Source organism: Prevotella sp. E9-3, assembly GCF_022024015.1.
GTDB lineage: Bacteria > Bacteroidota > Bacteroidia > Bacteroidales > Bacteroidaceae > Prevotella.
Map to the genome: position 1 here is coordinate 43,631 of NZ_CP091786.1, position 19,757 is coordinate 63,387.

Annotated in this window: 13 protein-coding genes; 5 read left to right on the top strand and 8 right to left on the bottom strand. The window is 49.7% G+C overall.

All coding sequences use genetic code 11. The features are described from left to right. Positions 1-5: 5 nt before the first annotated feature. On the bottom strand, positions 6-824 hold the full coding sequence (gene pgeF, locus L6475_RS00160) for a peptidoglycan editing factor PgeF (protein WP_237821334.1): 819 nt from the start codon (positions 822-824) through the stop codon (positions 6-8). Positions 825-997: 173 nt separating this feature from the next. Between pgeF and L6475_RS00165 the strand changes: the two genes are divergently transcribed. The 3 genes from L6475_RS00165 to L6475_RS00175 all read left to right on the top strand — a co-directional run bounded on the left by L6475_RS00165 (position 998) and on the right by L6475_RS00175 (position 6,253). Continuing rightward, on the top strand, positions 998-3,841 hold the full coding sequence (locus L6475_RS00165; protein ID WP_237821336.1) for a M16 family metallopeptidase: 2,844 nt from the start codon (positions 998-1,000) through the stop codon (positions 3,839-3,841). Between the two features lie 114 nt (positions 3,842-3,955). Beyond that, positions 3,956-4,777, top strand: a complete 822-nt coding sequence (murQ, locus tag L6475_RS00170) for an N-acetylmuramic acid 6-phosphate etherase (RefSeq protein ID WP_237821337.1) — start codon at positions 3,956-3,958, stop codon at positions 4,775-4,777. 168 nt (positions 4,778-4,945) lie between these two features. Next, on the top strand, positions 4,946-6,253 hold the full coding sequence (locus tag L6475_RS00175; protein WP_237821339.1) for an endo-1,4-beta-xylanase: 1,308 nt from the start codon (positions 4,946-4,948) through the stop codon (positions 6,251-6,253). A gap of 47 nt (positions 6,254-6,300) precedes the next feature. Here the strand turns inward: L6475_RS00175 and msrA are convergent, their stop codons facing one another. The 3 genes from msrA to L6475_RS00190 all read right to left on the bottom strand — a co-directional run bounded on the left by msrA (position 6,301) and on the right by L6475_RS00190 (position 10,855). Beyond that, positions 6,301-6,810, bottom strand: coding sequence for a peptide-methionine (S)-S-oxide reductase MsrA (gene msrA / locus L6475_RS00180; RefSeq protein WP_237821341.1), 510 nt, complete (start codon positions 6,808-6,810; stop codon positions 6,301-6,303). A gap of 246 nt (positions 6,811-7,056) precedes the next feature. Then, positions 7,057-9,282 carry a glutamine synthetase III gene (locus tag L6475_RS00185; protein WP_237821343.1) on the bottom strand — a complete coding sequence of 742 codons (2,226 nt, stop codon included), beginning with the start codon at positions 9,280-9,282 and terminating at the stop codon, positions 7,057-7,059. Positions 9,283-10,621: 1,339 nt separating this feature from the next. Further along, positions 10,622-10,855, bottom strand: coding sequence for a hypothetical protein (locus tag L6475_RS00190; protein ID WP_237821345.1), 234 nt, complete (start codon positions 10,853-10,855; stop codon positions 10,622-10,624). A gap of 7 nt (positions 10,856-10,862) precedes the next feature. Here L6475_RS00190 and L6475_RS00195 point away from each other — a divergent pair, with 7 nt between their 5' ends. Continuing rightward, positions 10,863-13,361, top strand: coding sequence for an NPCBM/NEW2 domain-containing protein (locus L6475_RS00195; protein ID WP_237821347.1), 2,499 nt, complete (start codon positions 10,863-10,865; stop codon positions 13,359-13,361). Positions 13,362-13,755: 394 nt separating this feature from the next. After that, positions 13,756-14,823 (top strand): Fic family protein, encoded by a 1,068-nt coding sequence (locus L6475_RS00200; protein ID WP_237821349.1) that lies wholly within the window; start codon positions 13,756-13,758, stop codon positions 14,821-14,823. A 207-nt stretch (positions 14,824-15,030) separates the two neighbouring features. Here the strand turns inward: L6475_RS00200 and L6475_RS00205 are convergent, their stop codons facing one another. From L6475_RS00205 to L6475_RS00220, 4 genes are all read right to left on the bottom strand, one after another. Continuing rightward, positions 15,031-15,954 carry a bile acid:sodium symporter family protein gene (locus L6475_RS00205; RefSeq protein ID WP_370641686.1) on the bottom strand — a complete coding sequence of 308 codons (924 nt, stop codon included), beginning with the start codon at positions 15,952-15,954 and terminating at the stop codon, positions 15,031-15,033. Between the two features lie 105 nt (positions 15,955-16,059). Further along, positions 16,060-17,328: an LL-diaminopimelate aminotransferase gene (locus tag L6475_RS00210; RefSeq protein ID WP_237821353.1), complete on the bottom strand. Its 1,269-nt coding sequence runs from the start codon at positions 17,326-17,328 to the stop codon at positions 16,060-16,062. A 32-nt stretch (positions 17,329-17,360) separates the two neighbouring features. After that, positions 17,361-18,290: a diaminopimelate epimerase gene (gene dapF / locus L6475_RS00215; RefSeq protein ID WP_237821355.1), complete on the bottom strand. Its 930-nt coding sequence runs from the start codon at positions 18,288-18,290 to the stop codon at positions 17,361-17,363. Between the two features lie 55 nt (positions 18,291-18,345). Continuing rightward, complete coding sequence (locus tag L6475_RS00220; protein ID WP_237821357.1) at positions 18,346-19,737, bottom strand: glutamate synthase subunit beta; 1,392 nt, start codon at positions 19,735-19,737, stop codon at positions 18,346-18,348. Positions 19,738-19,757 lie beyond the last annotated feature (20 nt).

A 19,757-nucleotide genomic window follows, 5' to 3' on the forward strand; every position in this document is an offset into this window, starting at 1 on the left:
TGGTGTTATTCCTGAATCATGATTCCTGTGAAGATACGGCCTGAGTGAATGCCTAAACGGCGAGCCGAGAAGTAGTCTGTTGATTGCTGAAAAGTGCATACGGGCGAAACGCTGATCTGACTTTCGGGAACGCCCGAATCCCTTAGTTGCAGGCGGTTGCACTCAGGCAGGTCGATATGCCATTTTTTGATGGAAGATGGAAGATGTAAGAGGGAAGAGTCCTTTGCAGGGAACTTTTTGCTGATGGCTTTCATATCGAATCCTTCTTTTAAAAAGGTCTCATACACCTCGTCGCCCACTTCGAAACTCTCCAGATGGATGCCAGGACCTATCTGTGCTTTTACCTGTTCAGGACGTGTGCTGTAGGCTTTTCCCATCTCTGCCAGTGCCTTTTCAACGATTCGGCCTGCGGTGCCACGCCATCCGGCATGAATGGCACAAACGGCATGATGACTCTCATCGCACAGCAGAACAGGAATGCAGTCGGCCGTGGAAACACCGATACAAACGCCCGAGAGATTGGTCATCAGTGCGTCGTAGCCCTCCAGTGCCTCCGTTTTTTCTTCTTCTGAAAGAGTGAGCAGCGCCTCGTCTATTCGGACGGTCTTTGTCAGATGCACCTGATGAGGCATCAGCAGACGGCAGTCGTCAATGCCAAGCAGTGAGCAGAGTGTCTCACGGTTCTTGCGAATATCCTCTACGTCATCGCCGCAGAAGCGATTGATGTTGAATCCGGCATAATTGCCTTTGCTGCATCCGCCGTGTCGGGTAGTGCTGAAGGCTATGATGTTTGTCCCTAATTGATAGCGATTCAATAAGTCCATTCTATCGTGCTTTTTGAGTAATCGGCGCAAAGGTACTCACTTTTCATCATACCCCCAATTATTTGGCGTGAGAACCAAAGATAATCTTTGTTAAAGTATAGTTTCTTTATCGTATTCTATAGGATAATTTACTTACTTTTGCAACTCCTAAAATTATCAACTTTTTCATCACAATGAAATTATTCTCAACTATTATCCTAACCTTCGTTAGTACCATTGTCTATTCACAGTCTCTGTCTCAAAATGTGAATGTTGTTTTTCCTCATTTAAATAAAATCGACCAACAGGAAATTCCTGCCGATACTGCCGTTCGCCGTGGTGTGCTCAGTAACGGACTAACCTATTACGTGTTGCGCAATACAAACCCCGAGAAACGAGTCTTTTTCAGTCTGTTGATGAAAGGCGGTTCTGTGCTGGAGAAAGACAACGAGCGTGGCTTGGCCCATTTTGTTGAGCACATGATGTTCAAAGGCACCAAGCATTTTCCCGGCAATGACGTGAAGACGTTCATGCTTCACAATGGTATTCGCTTCGGATACGACAGCAACGCCTTTACCCAATTCAATTCCGTACGCTATTTCCTAAACAATATTCCCTCCGACAGCGAGCAGACCCTCGATTCCTGTCTGCTTCTGTTGCGCGACTGGTGCACAGATGCCACTTTTGCCGACCGTGATATAGAAAACGAGCGCAATGTGATTATGGAGGAATGGAGGGTCAGAAACGGTTCTACCATTACTACTGAAGTATTAAACGACCTCTTGAATCATTCTGTCTATGCCCACCGCTCTCCCATAGGCGATACAACCATCATTCGCAACTGTTCCCCCAAGCTGGTTCGCAGTTTCTATCAGCGCTGGTATCAGCCTCAGAACCTTGCCGTGGTTGTGGTGGGCGATATAGATGCCGACCAGATGGTAGCGAAGGTTGAGAAGATGTTTGGCAATATGAAGCGCGGAAAGAACATTGCCCAGCTTCCCCCTGCGGTTCCCGACTACGGATCCCTTCAGTATCGCACCTATCACGATTCCCTGGCATCCTTCGGAAGCGTTTGCCTCTCCTTTAAACTGCCAGCGCTGAGTGCACAGGCGAAGAAGACCATTGGCGGACAGCGTTCACTGGTTCTGCGCGATGAGATCAAACGACTGTCCGAGGATATTCTGAAGGAGCGTATCAAGGGCGACAAGCAGATCTATTCCTGCTTTCCCATAATGCTGGAGTTTGTTGACTATAAAGCTCCATTCATGATGCTGCAACTGAACTGTGCCCCCGACCACTGGAAACAAGCGCTGGAGCTGCTGGTCAGCCAAATGGAACAGTTCCGCCGAAAGGGTTTCGGTGAGTATGAAGTAAAGGAAAACTACTTCTCTGCCTACAATGCCGACTCTTCAGCCATATATTTCAACAATCTTCCAGATTTCTCCCAAGGAAGCAGTGAGCTGGTTCAGCGTATCACCAAGAATTTCTATACCGGTGAAACCATCTTTTCACCGAAGGTTAAACTGGGTGTTGATGACCATGTTAAGCGTACCATTACTCCTGAGCAGCTGCGCGATGAGTTCAGAAAGATCTATGACGATCGCAACATCATCGTAAGTCTTTCGTTGCCCCAGGCTCTCACCCCTTCCTACACCGATGAGATGCAGAAGGTGGTCAACCGCGTGAGAAATCTGTCGGATGACGAACTATCGGGCATGGCAGCACGGAAAGCCGAAAAGTTGAAGTCCCTGAAAGCCGACAGTATCTTCTTCGCCACCGTTCCCGGCACTGTCAGACAGACCACCGTTGTCAACGACAGTACCACCGAGCTACTGCTCTCCAATGGCGTGAGAGTGGCACTGATACAAGATACTGTGAAGAGTGATTTCAAACATGTGGATTTCTCGTTCCGTCGTCCTTCAGGATTCTCTGTGCTCGGCGACGATGATATTTACTATCAGAGTGCCCTCTCTTCCTGTGTCAGGAAATACGAACTTAATAATTCATCGTTCCAGCAGTACACCCTCCCCTTCAGTGATGAATGTAAAGCGTGGGCTCATGTGCTCTATTCACGCAATCTGGAAGACTATCTGAAAGTCATCTACGCCTCGCTCACCACCACCGAGGTTGATTCTGTTGCTTTCGCTGAGTGGAAGAAAAACCTGACGGCCCAAGCCGCTGCTATGAATCCATTTATTCTGTCCAATTTCAAGGTGGCCAATCTTCCTTTGATCTCCACCAAGCGTATGATGCCGGCCACTGCCGAGCAGGCAGCCGCACTCAACATCGATCGTTTCCGTGAGATTCTCAGCGACTACCACTCCAACTACAACGGTTCGATGCTGGTGATGAAGGGCAGTTTCGATACCGACAGTCTCATGCCCTATGTGCTTCAGTACATTGGTGCCCTGCCTTCAAAAGCAGAGCCTGTGAAGCGTATCGCCTGGCCTTCCGACCACTTCAAGACCGCCGATAGTCATCTGGTGGAGAAGATAGAGGCGCCCGCTCCCATTTCCCATACCTATGTGCACTATGCCTGGGAGGAAGGTTTCCAGTACACTCCATCCTCCAATGCCCACAATCAGGTGTTGCAGTTTGTGTTTGGCGAACTCCTTTTCCGTGTTCTTCGTCAGCAGCACGGCGATGTCTATACCCCTCAGTGTTTTGTGACTACAAATCAGTATCCCTTCCCCCGTATGCTTTGTAGTATGATTTTTTCGTGTGCTCCAGACCATCGCGAGCGAATCCTTCAGGATGTCACCACCATCATGCACGATATGGCCTATGGCGATCTTATTAGCCAGGAACTGATCGATGGCTCTATCAAGGCAATCGAAAAAACCGACCCCTTCCTGTCTCTCATTGCAAAGGGCGCTCCGCAGAACGAGTATCTCGACCTGGCCCTTGATGGTGTGGTGGTGAAAGCAAATGATGTAGAGATGATGAAGAAGGTGACGCCTGCCTCGCTCAAAGCCCATCTGCAGCAGTTATTGGAAAAAGGCAATGTGCATATCGGCTGTCTGACCACTGAAGAATAGGAAAAGCCAACCCACTTCTTGCCCTCAATTCTTTAAGAAAATGGAGTGCGTATTCAGATTATTTTGTAATTTTGCACACGATTATCGAGTATTGGCTATATTACTTAGATTATTGTGACACAAGAAAAAATAACCGAACAACCATCGCACTACGACCATTTGGAACAGATGTCGGTAGGCGAACTGTTAGAACACATCAACGAAGAAGATTTCCGTGTGGCTGAGGCCGTACGGAAAGCGATGCCCCAGATAGAGGCTTTGGTTGAGGCTGTTGAGCAGCGGATGAAACGTGGCGGCCGACTCTTCTATGTCGGTGCCGGCACCAGTGGCCGTTTAGGTGTGTTGGATGCCAGCGAACTGCCCCCTACCTTTGGCGTTCCCCCCACTTGGGTTGTCGGTCTTATTGCCGGTGGCGACAAAGCGCTGCGCCAGGCTGTAGAAAATGCTGAAGATGATGCTGAACAGGGTTGGAACGACTTGTTGAAACACGAACCAACACCCAACGACGCAGTAATCGGTATAGCCGCCTCGGGCACCACCCCTTATGTTATTGGTGCCATCCGAAAGGCTCGTAAGAACGGTTTGCTTACGGGCTGCATCACCAGCAATCTCAATTCTATTCTTGCACACGAATCTGCTTTCCCCATTGAAACCATCGTAGGACCAGAGTTTGTAACAGGGTCCAGTCGCATGAAGAGCGGTACGGCCCAGAAAATGGTGCTGAACATGATTTCTACGGCTTTGATGGTGCGTATGGGAAAGGTGCAGGGCAACCGTATGGTGAACATGCAGCTGACCAATGCCAAGCTCGTTGACCGCGGCACCCGAATGGTCCAGGAACTGCTGGGCGTCAGCTATGAAGAGGCCCGCAACCGACTGCTCGAAGCCGGCAGCGTCTATGCAGCCAATAAGATGAAGAACGAAGAAGAATGTTAACTATGAACTGAGAGGTGAGAGTTGAGAGTTGAGAGATGAGAGGTATGATTAGTGACTTCACGAATGTAAAAGCGAATCACAACTATGAACTATAAATTGTGAACTAAGAACTATGCACTATAAATTATGAATTATGCATTATGAATTATGCATTATAAACTATGAATTATGAACTGTAAACTGCTTATCAAATTCTCTTTATTATCCCTATTTTGTCTCTCTTCGGTTGGAGTAGAGGCACAGTCTGTCAACAAAGTTCCCGAAAAAGGCATTTCCAGCCCGCTGAGCGTCAATCCCAACAAGTTCCTGGGTAATATTACTACCAGCGGACGCGTGAACCCTCACGGCCTTGAATATGCGTCAATGTGGAATCAGCTCACGGCCGAGAACGAGTCTAAATGGGGCTCGGTGGAAGGTGCCGCACGCGGAAAGTTCAATTGGCAGGGTAGTGACAATGCCTATCGCTACTGCAAGGACCACGGTATTCCCTTTAAGTTTCACTGTCTGATATGGGGCGCACAGTATCCCCGTTGGATGGACTCCCTCTCTGTCGATGAGCAGCGTGCCGCCATCGAAGAGTGGATGGATGCCATCAAGGAGCGCTATCCCGACCTGCCCATCATCGATGTGGTCAACGAGGCCGTGAAAGGCCATCAGCCCGCTCCTTTCCGTGAAGCTCTGGGCGGTGAAGGCAAGACGGGCTTCGACTGGATTATCCGTGCCTTTGAGATGGCTCACGAGCGTTGGCCGGATGCCATCCTTATCTATAACGACTACAACACGTTCCGCTGGCAGAAAAACGAGTTCATCCAGTTGGTGAGCACCCTGCGCGATGCCGGTGCTCCTATCGATGCCTACGGATGCCAGTCGCACGAGCTGACTGATATGCCTTTCGACGAGTTCCGTCAGGCCATGACCGATATCCAGTCGGCTCTCCGCATGCCGATGTACAGCACCGAGTATGATATAGGTACCGAGAGCGACTCCCTTCAGCTGGCTCAGTATCAGCAGCAGATTCCTTTCATGTGGCAACAGGATTATTGCGCCGGTATCACGCTCTGGGGCTATGTCTATGGCCGTACCTGGACGCGCGATGGCAATTCGGGCATTATCCGTGACGGTAAGGAGCGTCCTGCCCTCACCTGGCTGCGCCAGTATATGCGTTCTGCCGAGGCTCAGCAAGCGCGAAGCCCCTTCCCTGCTATGAGGAAAGAGGCTTCGCTCTATATCAAGCCTTCGGCCCTTTCAGTGGCTTGTGGCCAGTCGGTGACTGTCGATATCAATGCTCGTCTGCGTACTAAGACCATCGATCATATCGACCTCTATATGGACGGTGTGCGTCTGTTCACGCTGACCCGTGCTCCCTTTACCGTTCAGGTGAAGCCAGCCACTGCCGGTCGCCACGAACTGCGTGCGGTGCTCACTGCCACCGACGGAAGCAGCTACGAGCGATATGGACTTCTTTTGGCTAACTGATTGGGGGTAATGGGTCTAATGGGGTTAATGGGTCTAATGGGGCTCCCTTATTTTTTATCCTTTGCCTTCTTTGCAAACTCAAAGAGGGCGGTCGGCAGATGGCAGTAGCCGTCGGGATTCTTGTCCAGGTAGTCCTGGTGGTATTCCTCGGCGGTATAGAAATTCTTCAAGGGCACTTTCTCTACAGCGATAGGCTCGGAGAGCAGTGCCTGCTGTTCGGCAAAAACTTTCTCGATAACGGGTACCTGGTCGTCAGAGGTGTAGTAAACACCGGTGCGATAGCGGGTGCCCTCGTCGTGTCCTTGTTTGTTGAGGCTTGTGGGATCGATGGCTTTGAAGAACATGTTCAGCAGGAATTCCAGACCTACCACCTGTTCGTCATAGACCACGTGAACAGTCTCAGCATAGCCAGTCTGGTCGGTATAAACTTCCTTGTAGGTAGGGTTCTCCGTTTGTCCGTTGGCAAAGCCCACTTCGGTGTTTGTAACGCCTTCTATCTGTTTGAAGTAATGCTCGGTGCCCCAGAAACAGCCACCGGCTAAGTAAATCTCTTTCATTTTAATGGGATGTTTTTGTGTGATAATGTTTTGTAAACGGCCCCAAAGGTACGACTAATTTTGGGTTTTAGCCTACTTTTTTAGTTTTTTTATCTAAGGAGACCCCTTCACTCAAAACTATTGTCCTCTATCTTCCCTTCCCTTCCCTTCTCTTCCCATCCTCTACCTTCTTTCCCCCCAAAAAAAACAGACCATGCCAACAGTTGCCTGTCTCATGATCTGCTTTTTTAAAGAAATGCAATTAAATTATCTGATGAATAGTAGTTCACGGTATTTCGGCAGAGGCCAGAGGGCGTCGTCGACAATCAGTTCCAGTTTGTCAATCTGGTAGCGAATCTCGTCGAGCTTAGGCTCTACAGTGTCGTGATAGGCAATGGCCTTCTCGTGCTCACTATCAATCTTGTTGGCCTTCTTGCGGGCTTCCACAAGGTCCTCAACACCCTTCTCGATGGTTGAGGTGCGCTCGGCAATCTCCTCAATGAGCTTCACGTTGCGAGCCGATAGCTTGTCGGCCTTGTCGATGGGGAAGATGGCAGCCATGTCCTCAACATTGTGCAGCAGCTGACTCTGATAGCGGGTAGCCACGGGGATGATGTGGTTCATTGACAGGTCGCCCAGCACACGGGCCTCAATCTGAATCTTCTTGGTATAGGTCTCCCATTTCACCTCGTTGCGGGCTTCCAGCTCCTTCTTGGTCATCACGCCCAGACTCTCAAACATCTTGATGCTGGCCTCGTCGAGATAGCGCTCAAAAATCTTCGGACAGCTCTTTTCTACGTCCAGACCGCGTTTCTCAGCCTCTGCCACCCATTCGTCGCTGTAGCCGTTGCCGTCGAAGCGGATAGGCTTGCAGGCCTTGATGTCTTCGCGCAGCACATCGATAATGGCGTGGAAGGTGGCGGTGTGGCCAGAGCCTTCTGAGTACTCTGATTTTTTTGAGTATTCAGAGATTTTCTGATCTACACGCTTTTTGAAGTCAACCAGCGCCTCTGCCACGGCACTGTTCAGTGCTATCATGGCACTGGCGCAGTTGGCCTCACTACCTACGGCACGGAACTCGAAGCGGTTGCCGGTGAAAGCAAATGGAGAAGTTCTGTTGCGGTCGGTATTGTCAATAAACAGTTCAGGAATTTCAGGAATGTCCATCTTCATGCCCTGCTTGCCGGCCATAGTCAGGATATCATCTACATCGGCCTTCTCAATGTGGTCGAGCAGTTCGCTCACCTGTTTGCCAAGGAAACTTGAAACGATGGCAGGGGGAGCCTCGTTGGCGCCCAGACGATGGGCGTTAGTGGCACTCATAATCGAGGCTTTCAATAGTCCGTTGTGACGGTAAACACCCATCAGGGTCTCAACGATGAAGGTGGCAAAGCGGAGGTTTGCCTCAGGAGTTTTGCCAGGGGCATGGAGCAGTACGCCAGTGTCGGTGCTCAGGCTCCAGTTGTTGTGTTTTCCAGATCCGTTGATGCCGGCGAAGGGTTTTTCATGCAGCAGCACGCGGAAGCCGTGCTTGCGGGCTATGCGCTTCATCAGCGACATGAGCAGCATATTATGGTCAACAGCCAGGTTGGTTTCTTCAAAAATAGGAGCCAGCTCAAACTGGTTCGGAGCCACCTCGTTGTGGCGGGTCTTGGTGGGGATGCCCAGTTCAAGGGCGGCAAACTCCAGGTCCTTCATGAATGCGGCCACACGCTCGGGGATAGCGCCAAAGTAGTGGTCGTCCATCTGCTGGTTCTTGGCAGAGTCGTGACCCATCAGCGTGCGACCGGTCAGCAGCAGGTCGGGACGGGCGGCATACAGACCCTCATCCACCAGGAAGTACTCCTGTTCCCAACCCAGGTTCGAGGTCACTTTCTTCACCGTGGGGTCGAAATAGTGGCACACCTCAGTAGCAGCCACGTTCACAGCATGCAGGGCGCGTAACAGCGGAGCCTTGTAGTCGAGTGCCTCACCGCTATAAGAAATAAATACGGTGGGAATCACCAGCGTGTCGTCGATGATAAACACCGGACTTGTGGGGTCCCAGGCAGAGTATCCGCGAGCCTCGAAAGTAGAGCGGATACCGCCAGAGGGGAATGAAGAAGCATCAGGTTCCTGCTGAACGAGCAGCTTGCCAGAGAATTCCTCTACCATACCGCCCTTGCCGTCGTGCTCAATAAACGAGTCGTGCTTCTCCGCAGTACCTTCTGTAAGAGGCTGGAACCAGTGGGTGTAGTGAGTCACTCCGTTTTCCGTGGCCCACTGCTTCATGCCGGCAGCAACAGCATCGGCCACACTGCGATCCAGACGAGCACCATTATCTATAACGTCGAGCATCTTCTCATATACATCCTTAGGAAGATACTTATACATTTTCTCGCGATTGAACACCTTCTTGCCGAAATATTCACAAGGGCGTTCTGATGGTGCTTTTACGTCGAGTGCCTTCTTCTTGAAAGCTTCACCGACAACCTGAAATCTTAATGCTTCCATAATCGTTTTGCGTTAGTGTTGTGTCATATTGTAATTCACGGATGCAAAGTTACGGCAAAGTGTCACATTTATCATCAAATCATTAGCAGTTTAATTTTAAAATAACACGCAAACTTACAATTTGTGAAATATTAAAATAGAAAACTTATAAATTAAAACTTTCCCCTCCACTTTTTCTGCATGATTGAAAGAACGGTTCGGAAAACACTCTCTGCAACAAACTCTTATTCTTTCAACCAGGCAGTCTATCTATCGTCAGATTGCTATGCAACTCGATATTATGAAGCATCTTAAATGAAAGCAAGCTCTTTTGATCCAATCCCTTACTTTCTTATTTTAAAACGACGGATTTTTTACGACCACAGATTGCACGGATTGCACGGATTTTTATAAGATTTTCCTTTTCGATTTTCCGTCAGATTTTGAGGAGTGCAACGACGACCCATAGTTTTATGGGCGCTCCGCTTAAAATCTGCCGAAAAATCTGTTTTTAAAATCTCCACCACTGCGCAGCGGTTTTCCAGGACCGTAGGTCCGATGTTTTTCATTTTGTAAGAAATGGGTATTTTATGGTTTTTGTTTAAATATCCGTTCCATCCGTTTCATCCGTGTTCGTAAAAAAAAGAGATTTTCCTTTTAGATTTTTCTCCTCTTTTTCCATCTTTTTCTCTCTCATTCTCTTCCTTCTTTTTTTTCGAAAATCAAGACAAATAAAAATCTCAATCTAGAACGGGACCCCCTCGCTTTTAGAGCGGACCCCCCTTGTTCTGGCCCCTCCATCTGTACCATCCCCCCATATCTTGGAGCTGAAAAATACCTATTTTCCCCCTTTTTTCCTACTTTTTTATAGAAAAATGCATGTTTTGGCGCACTTTTTCTTGAAAGCATGGAATTGCCATAACAGCTATGGTGAAATAGCCCTTTTCTTACACCATAACTGAACGTCTGCTATACTGCAACTGAACGGTGGTTGCATCGCAACTGAATGGCAGTTGCATTTCAACTGAATGGTGGTTGCATTGCAATAGAACGGTGGTTGCGGTATAGTAGAAGTTCCATTGCGGCATCATAGAACTTCTACAACAGAAGTATCTCAGAAGAATATCAACATTCTCTCAAACGCTTGATATTCAGATAGTTCTAAAAATAGCCCAGGCCCTTCAAAACTCGCGTATTTCCGTCCCATTTCCCGTTTGCTGAATTTGGCGCGAGTTTTGAGCCCAGTAAGCAAGAAAAATAACGATAAAAAGCGCTTCAAATTGGTGTCTTTTTCGGTAAATCGAAAAAGTCATGAGGACAGTTGGTCGATATCTCTAAGAGACTCTCTCATAAATCATCTTCATATCTTTTGCCGCTGCTGCAGCCCCAGCACTTTGTTGATAATCGGATCCATATAACGGGAAAAAAGCTCTCTTACGTGAAATATTCCTCCAAAAGGAGTGACTTTCTCAGATTTTAGTTGTATCTTTGCCATGTCATTGATGATTTTGCTTGTCTTGAATTGCAGCACTAAGGTAAGTGAAATATCTGACTTATAAAAGCTATTAACTAAAGTGCTGTGGAATCTAGCCATAACTACAATGAAAAAACTTACACTAATCCTTCTGACCATGCTCCTGTCTTGCAACTTTGCAAAGGCACAATCAGACGAGTCGATGGCCACTTTCCGCACATGGGCTGCGACACCGCCTATGGGATGGAATTCATGGGACTGCTACTATAGCAGCGTGACGGAGAAAGAGGTGCTGCAAAATGCACAATATCTTGTAGACAACGACCTGGTGCGCCATGGCTGGGAGTATGTGGTCGTGGACATTCGCTGGTATTGCAACCACCCATCGCTGGGCGGCGGCAACTACAATCAGCGTGGCGACCAAGACTACGTGCTCGATGAGTATGGACGCTATCTGCCTTCGCCCACCCGTTTCCCGTCCTGCATGGTAGGAGGAAAGAACATGGGATTCAGGGCTCTGGCCGACAAGATTCACCAAATGGGGCTGAAGTTTGGCATACACATCATGCGAGGCGTGCCCAAGAACGTGGTGGGCTCTAACTACAAGTTGAAGGGCAGTGAGCAGACGCCATGGAGCCAGGTGTACGAAGGCACCACATCGCCTTGCACATGGCTGAAGGACAATCTGCTGGTGCGCAACAACGCGGCCGGCCAGCAGTACTACAACTCGATTATGGACCTTTATGCCGAATGGGGCGTTGACTTCCTGAAGATCGATGACCTGAGCCGCCCCTTCTACACCGATGAGATTCACATGATTCGCAAGGCCATTGACCAGACGAGCCGTCCCATTGTGCTCTCACTTTCGCCTGGCAAAACAAAGTATGAGTATGCCGAGGAATGCCTGCAAAACGCCAACATGTGGCGCATGATGGACGACCTCTGGGACAACTGGTCGCACGTGGACGCTGTGTTCAACGAAGCCCATGCTTGGGAGAACATCACCCGACCCGGCAACTACGCCGACTGCGACATGCTGCCCCTGGGGCAGATTGCCATGACCGTGGCCGATGCTGGCTACACCGCAGCCGACAAGGGCCGATGGACCAACCTTTCGCAGAACGAACAACTCACGATGATGACGCTTTGGGGCATTTGCCACTCGCCACTGTTCTTTGGCGGCGAGATGACCAAGAACGACGCCTTCACCCTGTCGCTGCTGAACAACGAGGAATATCATCAAATGCACAAATACGGACAGGATGCCCATCAGCTGTGGGCCGACGAAGATCTGGGCCGCGTGGTATGGACATCACACATTGGCGACACTCGCTTTCTGGCCATGTTTCAGCGCAACGACAACCGATGGATTGTGGGACAGAAAGCGCTCTACAAAAGCGAGACTGTGGCCTACACCACTGACGGGCACGCTGTAGACGTGGACGTTGAATGGCCTAAAGGCTCGAAGACGTTGGTACTGGTGGTTGACGACGGTGGCGACAACTTCAACTATGACCATGGTGACTGGATCAACCCCACACTTGTGCTGAGCAATGGCACTGAGGTGGAACTTACGGGCAAATTCAAAACGCGACAGTACACCAAGTCATACTTCAACCGTGTGTATGAAAACAAGAACGTTGACAATGGCGGAAAGATGAAGGTGCTGGGCACTGCCTACGACCGTGGCTTCTCTACCGATGCCAATGCGGCTATCTTCTTCCAAATACCCGACACAATGGATGTGGTGCGATTCCGTGCCATGGCCGCTGCCGACGATTCGGGCATTGGACAGACGGGAGCAACCACCTCGCTGCGTTTCCTGGTGTTCGATCAGAACCCCTTGACCGACGAGCAGGACAATGCAGCTGCACGCTCAGGTCTCATCAGTCGCACTGGCACCAAGAGCAAGATGCTGGAGGCCGACATTACGGGGGCTGAACAGCTGAAGATTGTTGTGAGCAACTGGGGTGACGGCTTTGCTTATGACCGTGCCAACCTGATTGATCCTGTGCTGATTGATGCCAACGGCAACGAAACATCGCTCACCACGCTGAAGCAGACTTCTTACTCGGCTGAATGGGGCACCCTGCATGTGAACAAGAATGTGGAGGGTGCAACGCTGCGCGTTGACGGCAAATCCTACAACACAGGACTGGGAATGAATGCCCAGTGCACGCTGATCTACGATCTGCCCACGGGCCACAATTACAAGACGCTGCGCGCGCTGTGTGGCTACGACTCGTCGTGCGACACCGACAACACATCGTCGACAGGCACCACGATGGAGTTCATCTTCTACGTAAGCAAGAAAGCCCCCTATGTCGTAGACCTCACCCAACTGGGCTACGGTGCAGGCGAAGCAGTGCCCGTGCACGACGTATGGACTGGCGAAGACCTGGGCACCGCAACTGGCAGCATCAGTACCTCTGTGCCCACACATGGCGTGAAGCTGCTGCGCCTGGGCAACAAGGTTGAAACGGGCATCGACGATGCACCGCAGAGCTCAGCCAACAGCCACTTCACAAAGACCAACACAGCCTACACGCTTACGGGTCAACCTGTGGTTACGCCTTCGAAAGGCATCTACATCATCAACAACAAGAAGATGGTGGTAGCAAAATAATTTCACCCCACCTATTTTTATTATATGTAAGCGTCGATTATAATAACAAATAAAAACAAGGAAAACAAATAGTGCCACTTTGTTTTCCTTGTTTTTTTATTCGACTTCCCTGTTGCCTGAAGCAAAGCTTGCCTCAACAACAAAAAAAAGGACTTCTGGTATACAACCCAATGGGACAATGATACCAATTTGTATGAAGATCAATTAGGATGGAGAGAGGCAAATCGAGTGGATTTTACTAAAAAAGGTTGTAATGTTACAACCATTTGAAAATGTTTTGTATCTTTGCAGCATGATAACTGCGAGAATGCTCCCGCTCGGCAAATGAGAACATGTTCTCTTTGCACTCGCTTAATCGCATCTTTGTGACGTTAATATAATATATTGTGACCGTATGAAGTATCTGAATATTAAGAAAGCATTGGCAGCATGGCAAAATTTACAACCATTGTCTGAAAAAGACAGGGATAGACTTAGCCGTCGTTTCACTGTGGACTTCAATTACAATAGCAATCATATTGAAGGTAATACCCTGACTTATGGTCAGACGGAAATCCTGTTGCTATTTGGTAAGGTAATTGGCGAGGCTGATGTGCGTGATGTACAGGAGATGACAGCGAGTAACGTTGGACTTCGTATGATGTCTGAAGAGGCATCAGTGAAGGAGGTTCCGCTAACACAGAACTTTATCCGGACGTTACATAAAACCTTGCTACGTGAGGACTATACTGTCTATCGAGAGCTTCCTGAGGGTGTACAAACAAGCTATGTCATCCATGCGGGACAATATAAGACTCGCCCCAACAGTGTCATCACTCGCTATGGCGACCGATTCGAATACGCCTCACCAGAGGAAACTCCTAGTTTGATGACAGATTTGGTGGACTGGTATAACATGGCTGAGCAGGAAGGAAAACTTTCTCCAGTTGAGTTAGCTGCACTATTCCACTACAGATACATCCGTATTCACCCATTTGAGGATGGAAATGGACGTATAGCCCGACTGATGGTAAACTTTATTCTTACTCGTCACGATTATCCGATGATTGTAGTGCGCAGTCGTAAAAAGAGTGAGTATTTAGAGGCTTTACATCAGACTGATATGGAAGTCGGCCCAGTACCTGCTGATGGTGCACATGCTGATATTAAGGACATCAAACCGTTCTTGAAATACTTCAATGAACTGGTAGCTACAGAGGTATATAATGATGTACTCTTTGTGAGTGAAAAGGATGAAAATGTGTGGTGGTATGATGGAGAACGGATAGCTTTCCGTACACCTAACTATACTAAAATACTGAATGCTATGCGAACACAACCTACGCTTACATTGGCTGATATGAAAGAAATAACTGGCATCAGTATCGCCGCTATTCAAAAACTCCTTGACCAACTGATTCAGAAGAAGTATGCTGAACGTGGAGAAAAGGATGGTAGTTGGAGAGTGTTTATGACACAATAAGTAATGTAAGATGCTGAGTATACTAACGATATACAATTCCTCTTGAATCCCGCCATTTAATTGATCAAACGTTATTTAAAAGTGTATAATAATATGCAAAAGAAAACTTTTGTTACTATTCTGTTCTCTCTGCTTACAATTTTTGCATCTGGACAAATTAAATCGGAAGTATCTGAGACAGTAGAACTGATTAATGTTCTTCACAGATCATGCTTTCCTGGCAAACCAGCGGGCGATGACGGCTCCGCTCAGGTTGTGCCATACGCTGAAGATGGCACCGGGAATAGTGGCCATGGGGTAGGTGGCGAAATGGAGTGTTGCAAGACTGCTGGCCAGACCGGAGTTCTGCATGCCTACCTCGATGGCAACAGCACGGCGCTTGGCAGTGGTCATGCCCAACAGGCGGCTGATGAGATAGCCAAACGATAGTCCGCAGAGGTTGTGAAGAATGACCACGGCAATGATAACGGTTCCACCCGATAGCAGTTTTGAGGCATTGGCGGCAATGATGATGGCTACGATGGTGCAGATGACTACCGATGAAAGAGCAGGGAGATAATCGACGGCACGCTCGGTTTGACGGGGCCACAACTGTTTTACCGCCAAACCGGCTACGATGGGCAGAATGACCACCCAAAGAATACTGAGGAACATACTCACCACATCGACATCGACCGATTTTCCTGCCAACAGCCATACCAACAGGGGTGTCAGCAGCGGGGCCAAGAGGGTGGAGACGCCCGTCATGCCTACACTCAGGGCCAGATCGCCTTTGGCCAGATAGGTGATCACGTTGGAGGCGGTACCTCCCGGACAGCAGCCTACGAGTATCACGCCTACGGCCAGTGCCTCGTCGAGCGAGAAAATCTTGCCGAGCGCCCAGGCTAAAAGGGGCATCACCGTGAACTGTGCCAGACAACCTATGATGACATCCTTCGGGCGACTGAACACAATGCGGAAATCTTCCAGGTGGAGGGTGAGTCCCATACCAAACATCACTAGTCCCAACAGGGGATTGATGACCGTGGGCTTTATCTGTCCCAGTACTTCGGGCCACATCAGTGCGGCTATCGATACCACCAGCACCAGAATGCCCATATAGTCGGCTATGAATTTGCAGATATTCTTCATCATGGCGGCAAAGATACAACATTTTATACGAACAACGGATTCCGAAGACTGTTTTTTTCGTCTGCGAAATCCGTTGAACTGTTTTTATATAAAAAGGAAATCAGATTATTTTCCTGCCCATTTAGCTATTCTGTTCAGAGCCTCGTCGGTCTGTTCGTGACTGCCGAAAGCGGTGAAACGCACATAGCCTTCGCCCGACGGTCCGAAGCCCACACCCGGCGTGCACACCACGTTGGCTCCATAGAGCAGTTCCTCGAAGAACTGCCACGACTTACTGCGGTTGGTGTTGCGAATGTTGCTGAGGCTGTCAACGGTAGGTGTCTTCATCCAGATATAAGGAGCATTCTCGCCTCCGTAGCACTCAAAACCGAGACCGCGGAAGGTGTCGAGCATCTTGCTTGCATTCTCCATATAGTAGTTGATGGTCTGTTGCACCTGCTCTTTTCCTTCAGGCGTGTAGATAGCCTCGGCGGCACGCTGTGAGATATAGCTGGTGCCGTTGAACTTGGTTGACTGTCGGCGGTTCCACAGTGGATTGAGTGGGATGCGCTCGCCCGTCAGCGTGGCGGCCGTCAAATCCTTGGGAACGATGGTATAGCCACAGCGTACACCCGTGAAGCCGGCCGTCTTAGAGTACGAGTGGAACTCGATGGCGCACTTGCGGGCACCACGAATCTCGTAGATAGAGTGGGGAATCTCCGGATCCTTAATATAAGCCTGATAGGCTGCATCGTAGAAGATGAGCGTGTCGTTCTTCAGTGCGTAGTTCACCCACTTGCGCAGTTCCTGTTTCGAGATAACGGTACCCGTGGGGTTGTTGGGGAAACAGAGGTAGATAACATCTACGCGGCGGTCGGGCAACTTTGGCACGAATCCGTTCTCGGCCGTGCAGGGCATGTATATTACATTCGACCAGCGGCCGTCCTCGCCTTTCACACCGGCACGGCCAATCATCACGTTTGAGTCGATATATACGGGGTAGATAGGATCGGTAACGCCGATGGAGTTGTCCCAGCGAATCAGTTCCTGAATATTTCCCGTGTCGCTCTTCGCACCGTCGTTGACAAAAATCTCGTCAATGTCCAGATGAATGCCGCGGGGCAGGAAGTCGTTCTTCAGAATGGCCTCGCGCAGAAAATCATAGCCCTGTTCAGGACCATATCCGCGAAAACCCTGACGGGTAGCCATCTCGTCGGCAGCACGGTGAATGGCGTTAATAACGGCGGGGCACAGCGGTTGGGTCACATCGCCAATGCCCAGCGAGATGACGTCGGCCTTGGGGTGCATCACCTTGAAGGCGTTCACCTTCTTGGCAATGTCGGCAAACAGGTAGTTGTTGGGGAGTTTAAGAAAGTGGTCGTTTACTAATGCCATATTTTTTCAATTCATAATTTATAATGCATAATTCATAATTCTATTTCGCCGTCACAGACGAATTCTGCAGGACCAGTCATATATACGTGATTCTTTTTAAAAAATTGTGAACCAATTGTAGAATCTTTTTCACACCATTCAATTTTTAAGGTTCCACCGTCCATCACGATTTGCGATGTTCGTCCGGCCCTACCGGTGACGCAGGCGGCAACAGCCGTGGCGCAAGCACCTGTTCCGCAGGCCAGGGTGATACCACTGCCACGTTCCCAAACACGGGTGCGGAAGGCCTCCCCCGATCCCTCCGAAGGGAGGGGAGTCGCAAACTCAATATTGCAGCGCTGAGGAAAGGCAGAATGGCGCTCGAGCTGAGGCCCTGTCTTACCCACCTGGTCTATATCGTCGGTGAAAATGACGTAGTGAGGGTTGCCCATGGAGACGAAGAGACTCTCCCCCGACCCCTCCCTGTGAGGGAGGGGAGTGGATAGACCTTTTGCAATTTGTGGGTTGAAGAGAGTTTCGTCTTCAAATACAGGCTCACCCATATCCACAGTAACGGATTCAACTATATTATTAACAATATGAAGATAGAGATTTTTAATCCCAGAGAGTGTCAACAAGCGTATTTCAGCTTCTTGGTAACCACTCCCCTCCCTCACAGGGAGGGGTTGGGGGAGAGTCTTCTGGGGGAGAGTCTTTTCATACAAATACTTTCCGATGCACCTCGAGGCATTGCCGCACATCATGGCCTCAGAGCCGTCGGCATTAAAGATACGCATGGAGAAGTCGGCCTCGGGTACAGGACTCTTGTCTATCAGCACCAGACCGTCGGAACCGATGCCTTTATGGCGATCGCTCCATTTAATGGCTGCCTCGGCAGGATTGTCGATAGGGTGCTCCATGACATTGACATAGATATAGTCATTGCCACAGCCGTGCATCTTGGTGAAGGGAATCTTTTTCATGAAACTGAGACTTTAGAAATGTCTTCATAGGGTGGAAAGATATGCATCAACTTCTTCATAGGATGGAGAGATATGCATCAACTTTCTTCGCAGTCTCCTTACCGCTGGCCATTGCGCGCACTACCAGTGAGGCACCGTTGGCGCTATCGCCACAGACAAACACGTTCTCAGGGTATTCAGGATGCTCAGGCTTGAGGAATCCCATAGCGAGAAGGACGAGTTCGGCCTTGATAATCTCAGGCTTGCCTTTCTCAACCATGATGGGGCGACCGCCTTCAGGATTGGTTTTCCAGTCTATCTCCTGCACCTTTACGCCAGTCAGATGACCGTTCTCACCCAAGAACTCCAGTGTGTTGATGTTCCAGCGACGGGTGCAGCCCTCCTCATGACTGGAAGTTGTTTTGAGTGTACGCGGCCAGTTGGGCCAAGGGCTCTGCGGGTCTTCTGGACCTTCAACAGGTTTGGGCATAATCTCTATCTGAGTCACGCTCTTGCATCCTTGGCGGTGGGCAGTGCCAATGCAGTCAGAACCTGTATCGCCACCACCAATCACCAGCACATCCTTACCTTTGGCAGTGATACGTTCGTCCTTACTAAATTCAATGCCTGCCAGCACACGGTTCTGCTGTGACAGCAGTTCGAGGGCGAAGTGAACGCCCTTGAGTTCGCGACCAGGAGCTTTCAGGTCGCGAGCGGTTGGGGTGCCGGTAGAGATGATGACAGCGTCGAAGCCGGTTGAGAGCTGCGATGAAATCGCATCAGAAGAAATGGGACTGCCGTATTTGAACTCGATGCCTTCTTGTTCGAGCAGGGCGATGCGACGATCGATGACGGCCTTATTCAGTTTGAAGTTGGGGATGCCGTAGCGCAACAGTCCGCCGGCGGCTTCGTTCTTCTCGAACACCGTTACCGTGTAGCCCATCAGGTTCAGGTCGTTGGCAGCAGCCAGTCCGGCAGGGCCGGCACCAATCACAGCCACCTTCTTGCCATTCTCGCCTTGCGAGCGTCCTTCAGCCGAGCGGCGCTTGATGTTAATGTGAGGCTGGATAAAGCCCTCCTGAAAGGCCATCTCGGTGATGGCACACTCATCCTCACGGTTGGTGGTGGGCTCGTGGTTAAAGCGGTTCAGCACACAGGCCTTCTCACAGAGTGCCGGACAGATGCGACCAGTGAACTCGGGGAAGGGGTTGGTGCTGCTCAACAGCTTGTAGGCCAGTTCCCAGTCGCCCTTATACAGGGCATCGTTCCATTCGGGGGCTTTGTTGCCCAGCGGACAAGCCCAGTGGCAGAAAGGTACGCCGCAGTCCATGCAGCGCGAAGCCTGCAGTTTACGTTCGCGGACGCTGAGCGTCTGCTCTACTTCACCAAAATCGTGTATTCTATCGTGAATGGGGCGGTAGCCAGCCTCCTGTCGATGTATCTCTAAAAATGCTTTTGGATTTCCCATCTCAATTATCAATTATCAAT

Coding starts and splice junctions, on each gene's coding strand:
- pgeF (WP_237821334.1), bottom strand. CDS start 824: ATGGACTTATTGAATCGCTATCAATTAGGGACAAACATCATAGCCTTC.
- L6475_RS00200 (WP_237821349.1), top strand. CDS start 13,756: ATGAAGTATCTGAATATTAAGAAAGCATTGGCAGCATGGCAAAATTTA.
- L6475_RS00185 (WP_237821343.1), bottom strand. CDS start 9,282: ATGGAAGCATTAAGATTTCAGGTTGTCGGTGAAGCTTTCAAGAAGAAG.
- L6475_RS00175 (WP_237821339.1), top strand. CDS start 4,946: ATGAACTGTAAACTGCTTATCAAATTCTCTTTATTATCCCTATTTTGT.
- L6475_RS00190 (WP_237821345.1), bottom strand. CDS start 10,855: ATGGCTAGATTCCACAGCACTTTAGTTAATAGCTTTTATAAGTCAGAT.
- dapF (WP_237821355.1), bottom strand. CDS start 18,290: ATGAAAAAGATTCCCTTCACCAAGATGCACGGCTGTGGCAATGACTAT.
- msrA (WP_237821341.1), bottom strand. CDS start 6,810: ATGAAAGAGATTTACTTAGCCGGTGGCTGTTTCTGGGGCACCGAGCAT.
- L6475_RS00195 (WP_237821347.1), top strand. CDS start 10,863: ATGAAAAAACTTACACTAATCCTTCTGACCATGCTCCTGTCTTGCAAC.
- L6475_RS00220 (WP_237821357.1), bottom strand. CDS start 19,737: ATGGGAAATCCAAAAGCATTTTTAGAGATACATCGACAGGAGGCTGGC.
- L6475_RS00205 (WP_370641686.1), bottom strand. CDS start 15,954: ATGAAGAATATCTGCAAATTCATAGCCGACTATATGGGCATTCTGGTG.
- L6475_RS00165 (WP_237821336.1), top strand. CDS start 998: ATGAAATTATTCTCAACTATTATCCTAACCTTCGTTAGTACCATTGTC.
- L6475_RS00210 (WP_237821353.1), bottom strand. CDS start 17,328: ATGGCATTAGTAAACGACCACTTTCTTAAACTCCCCAACAACTACCTG.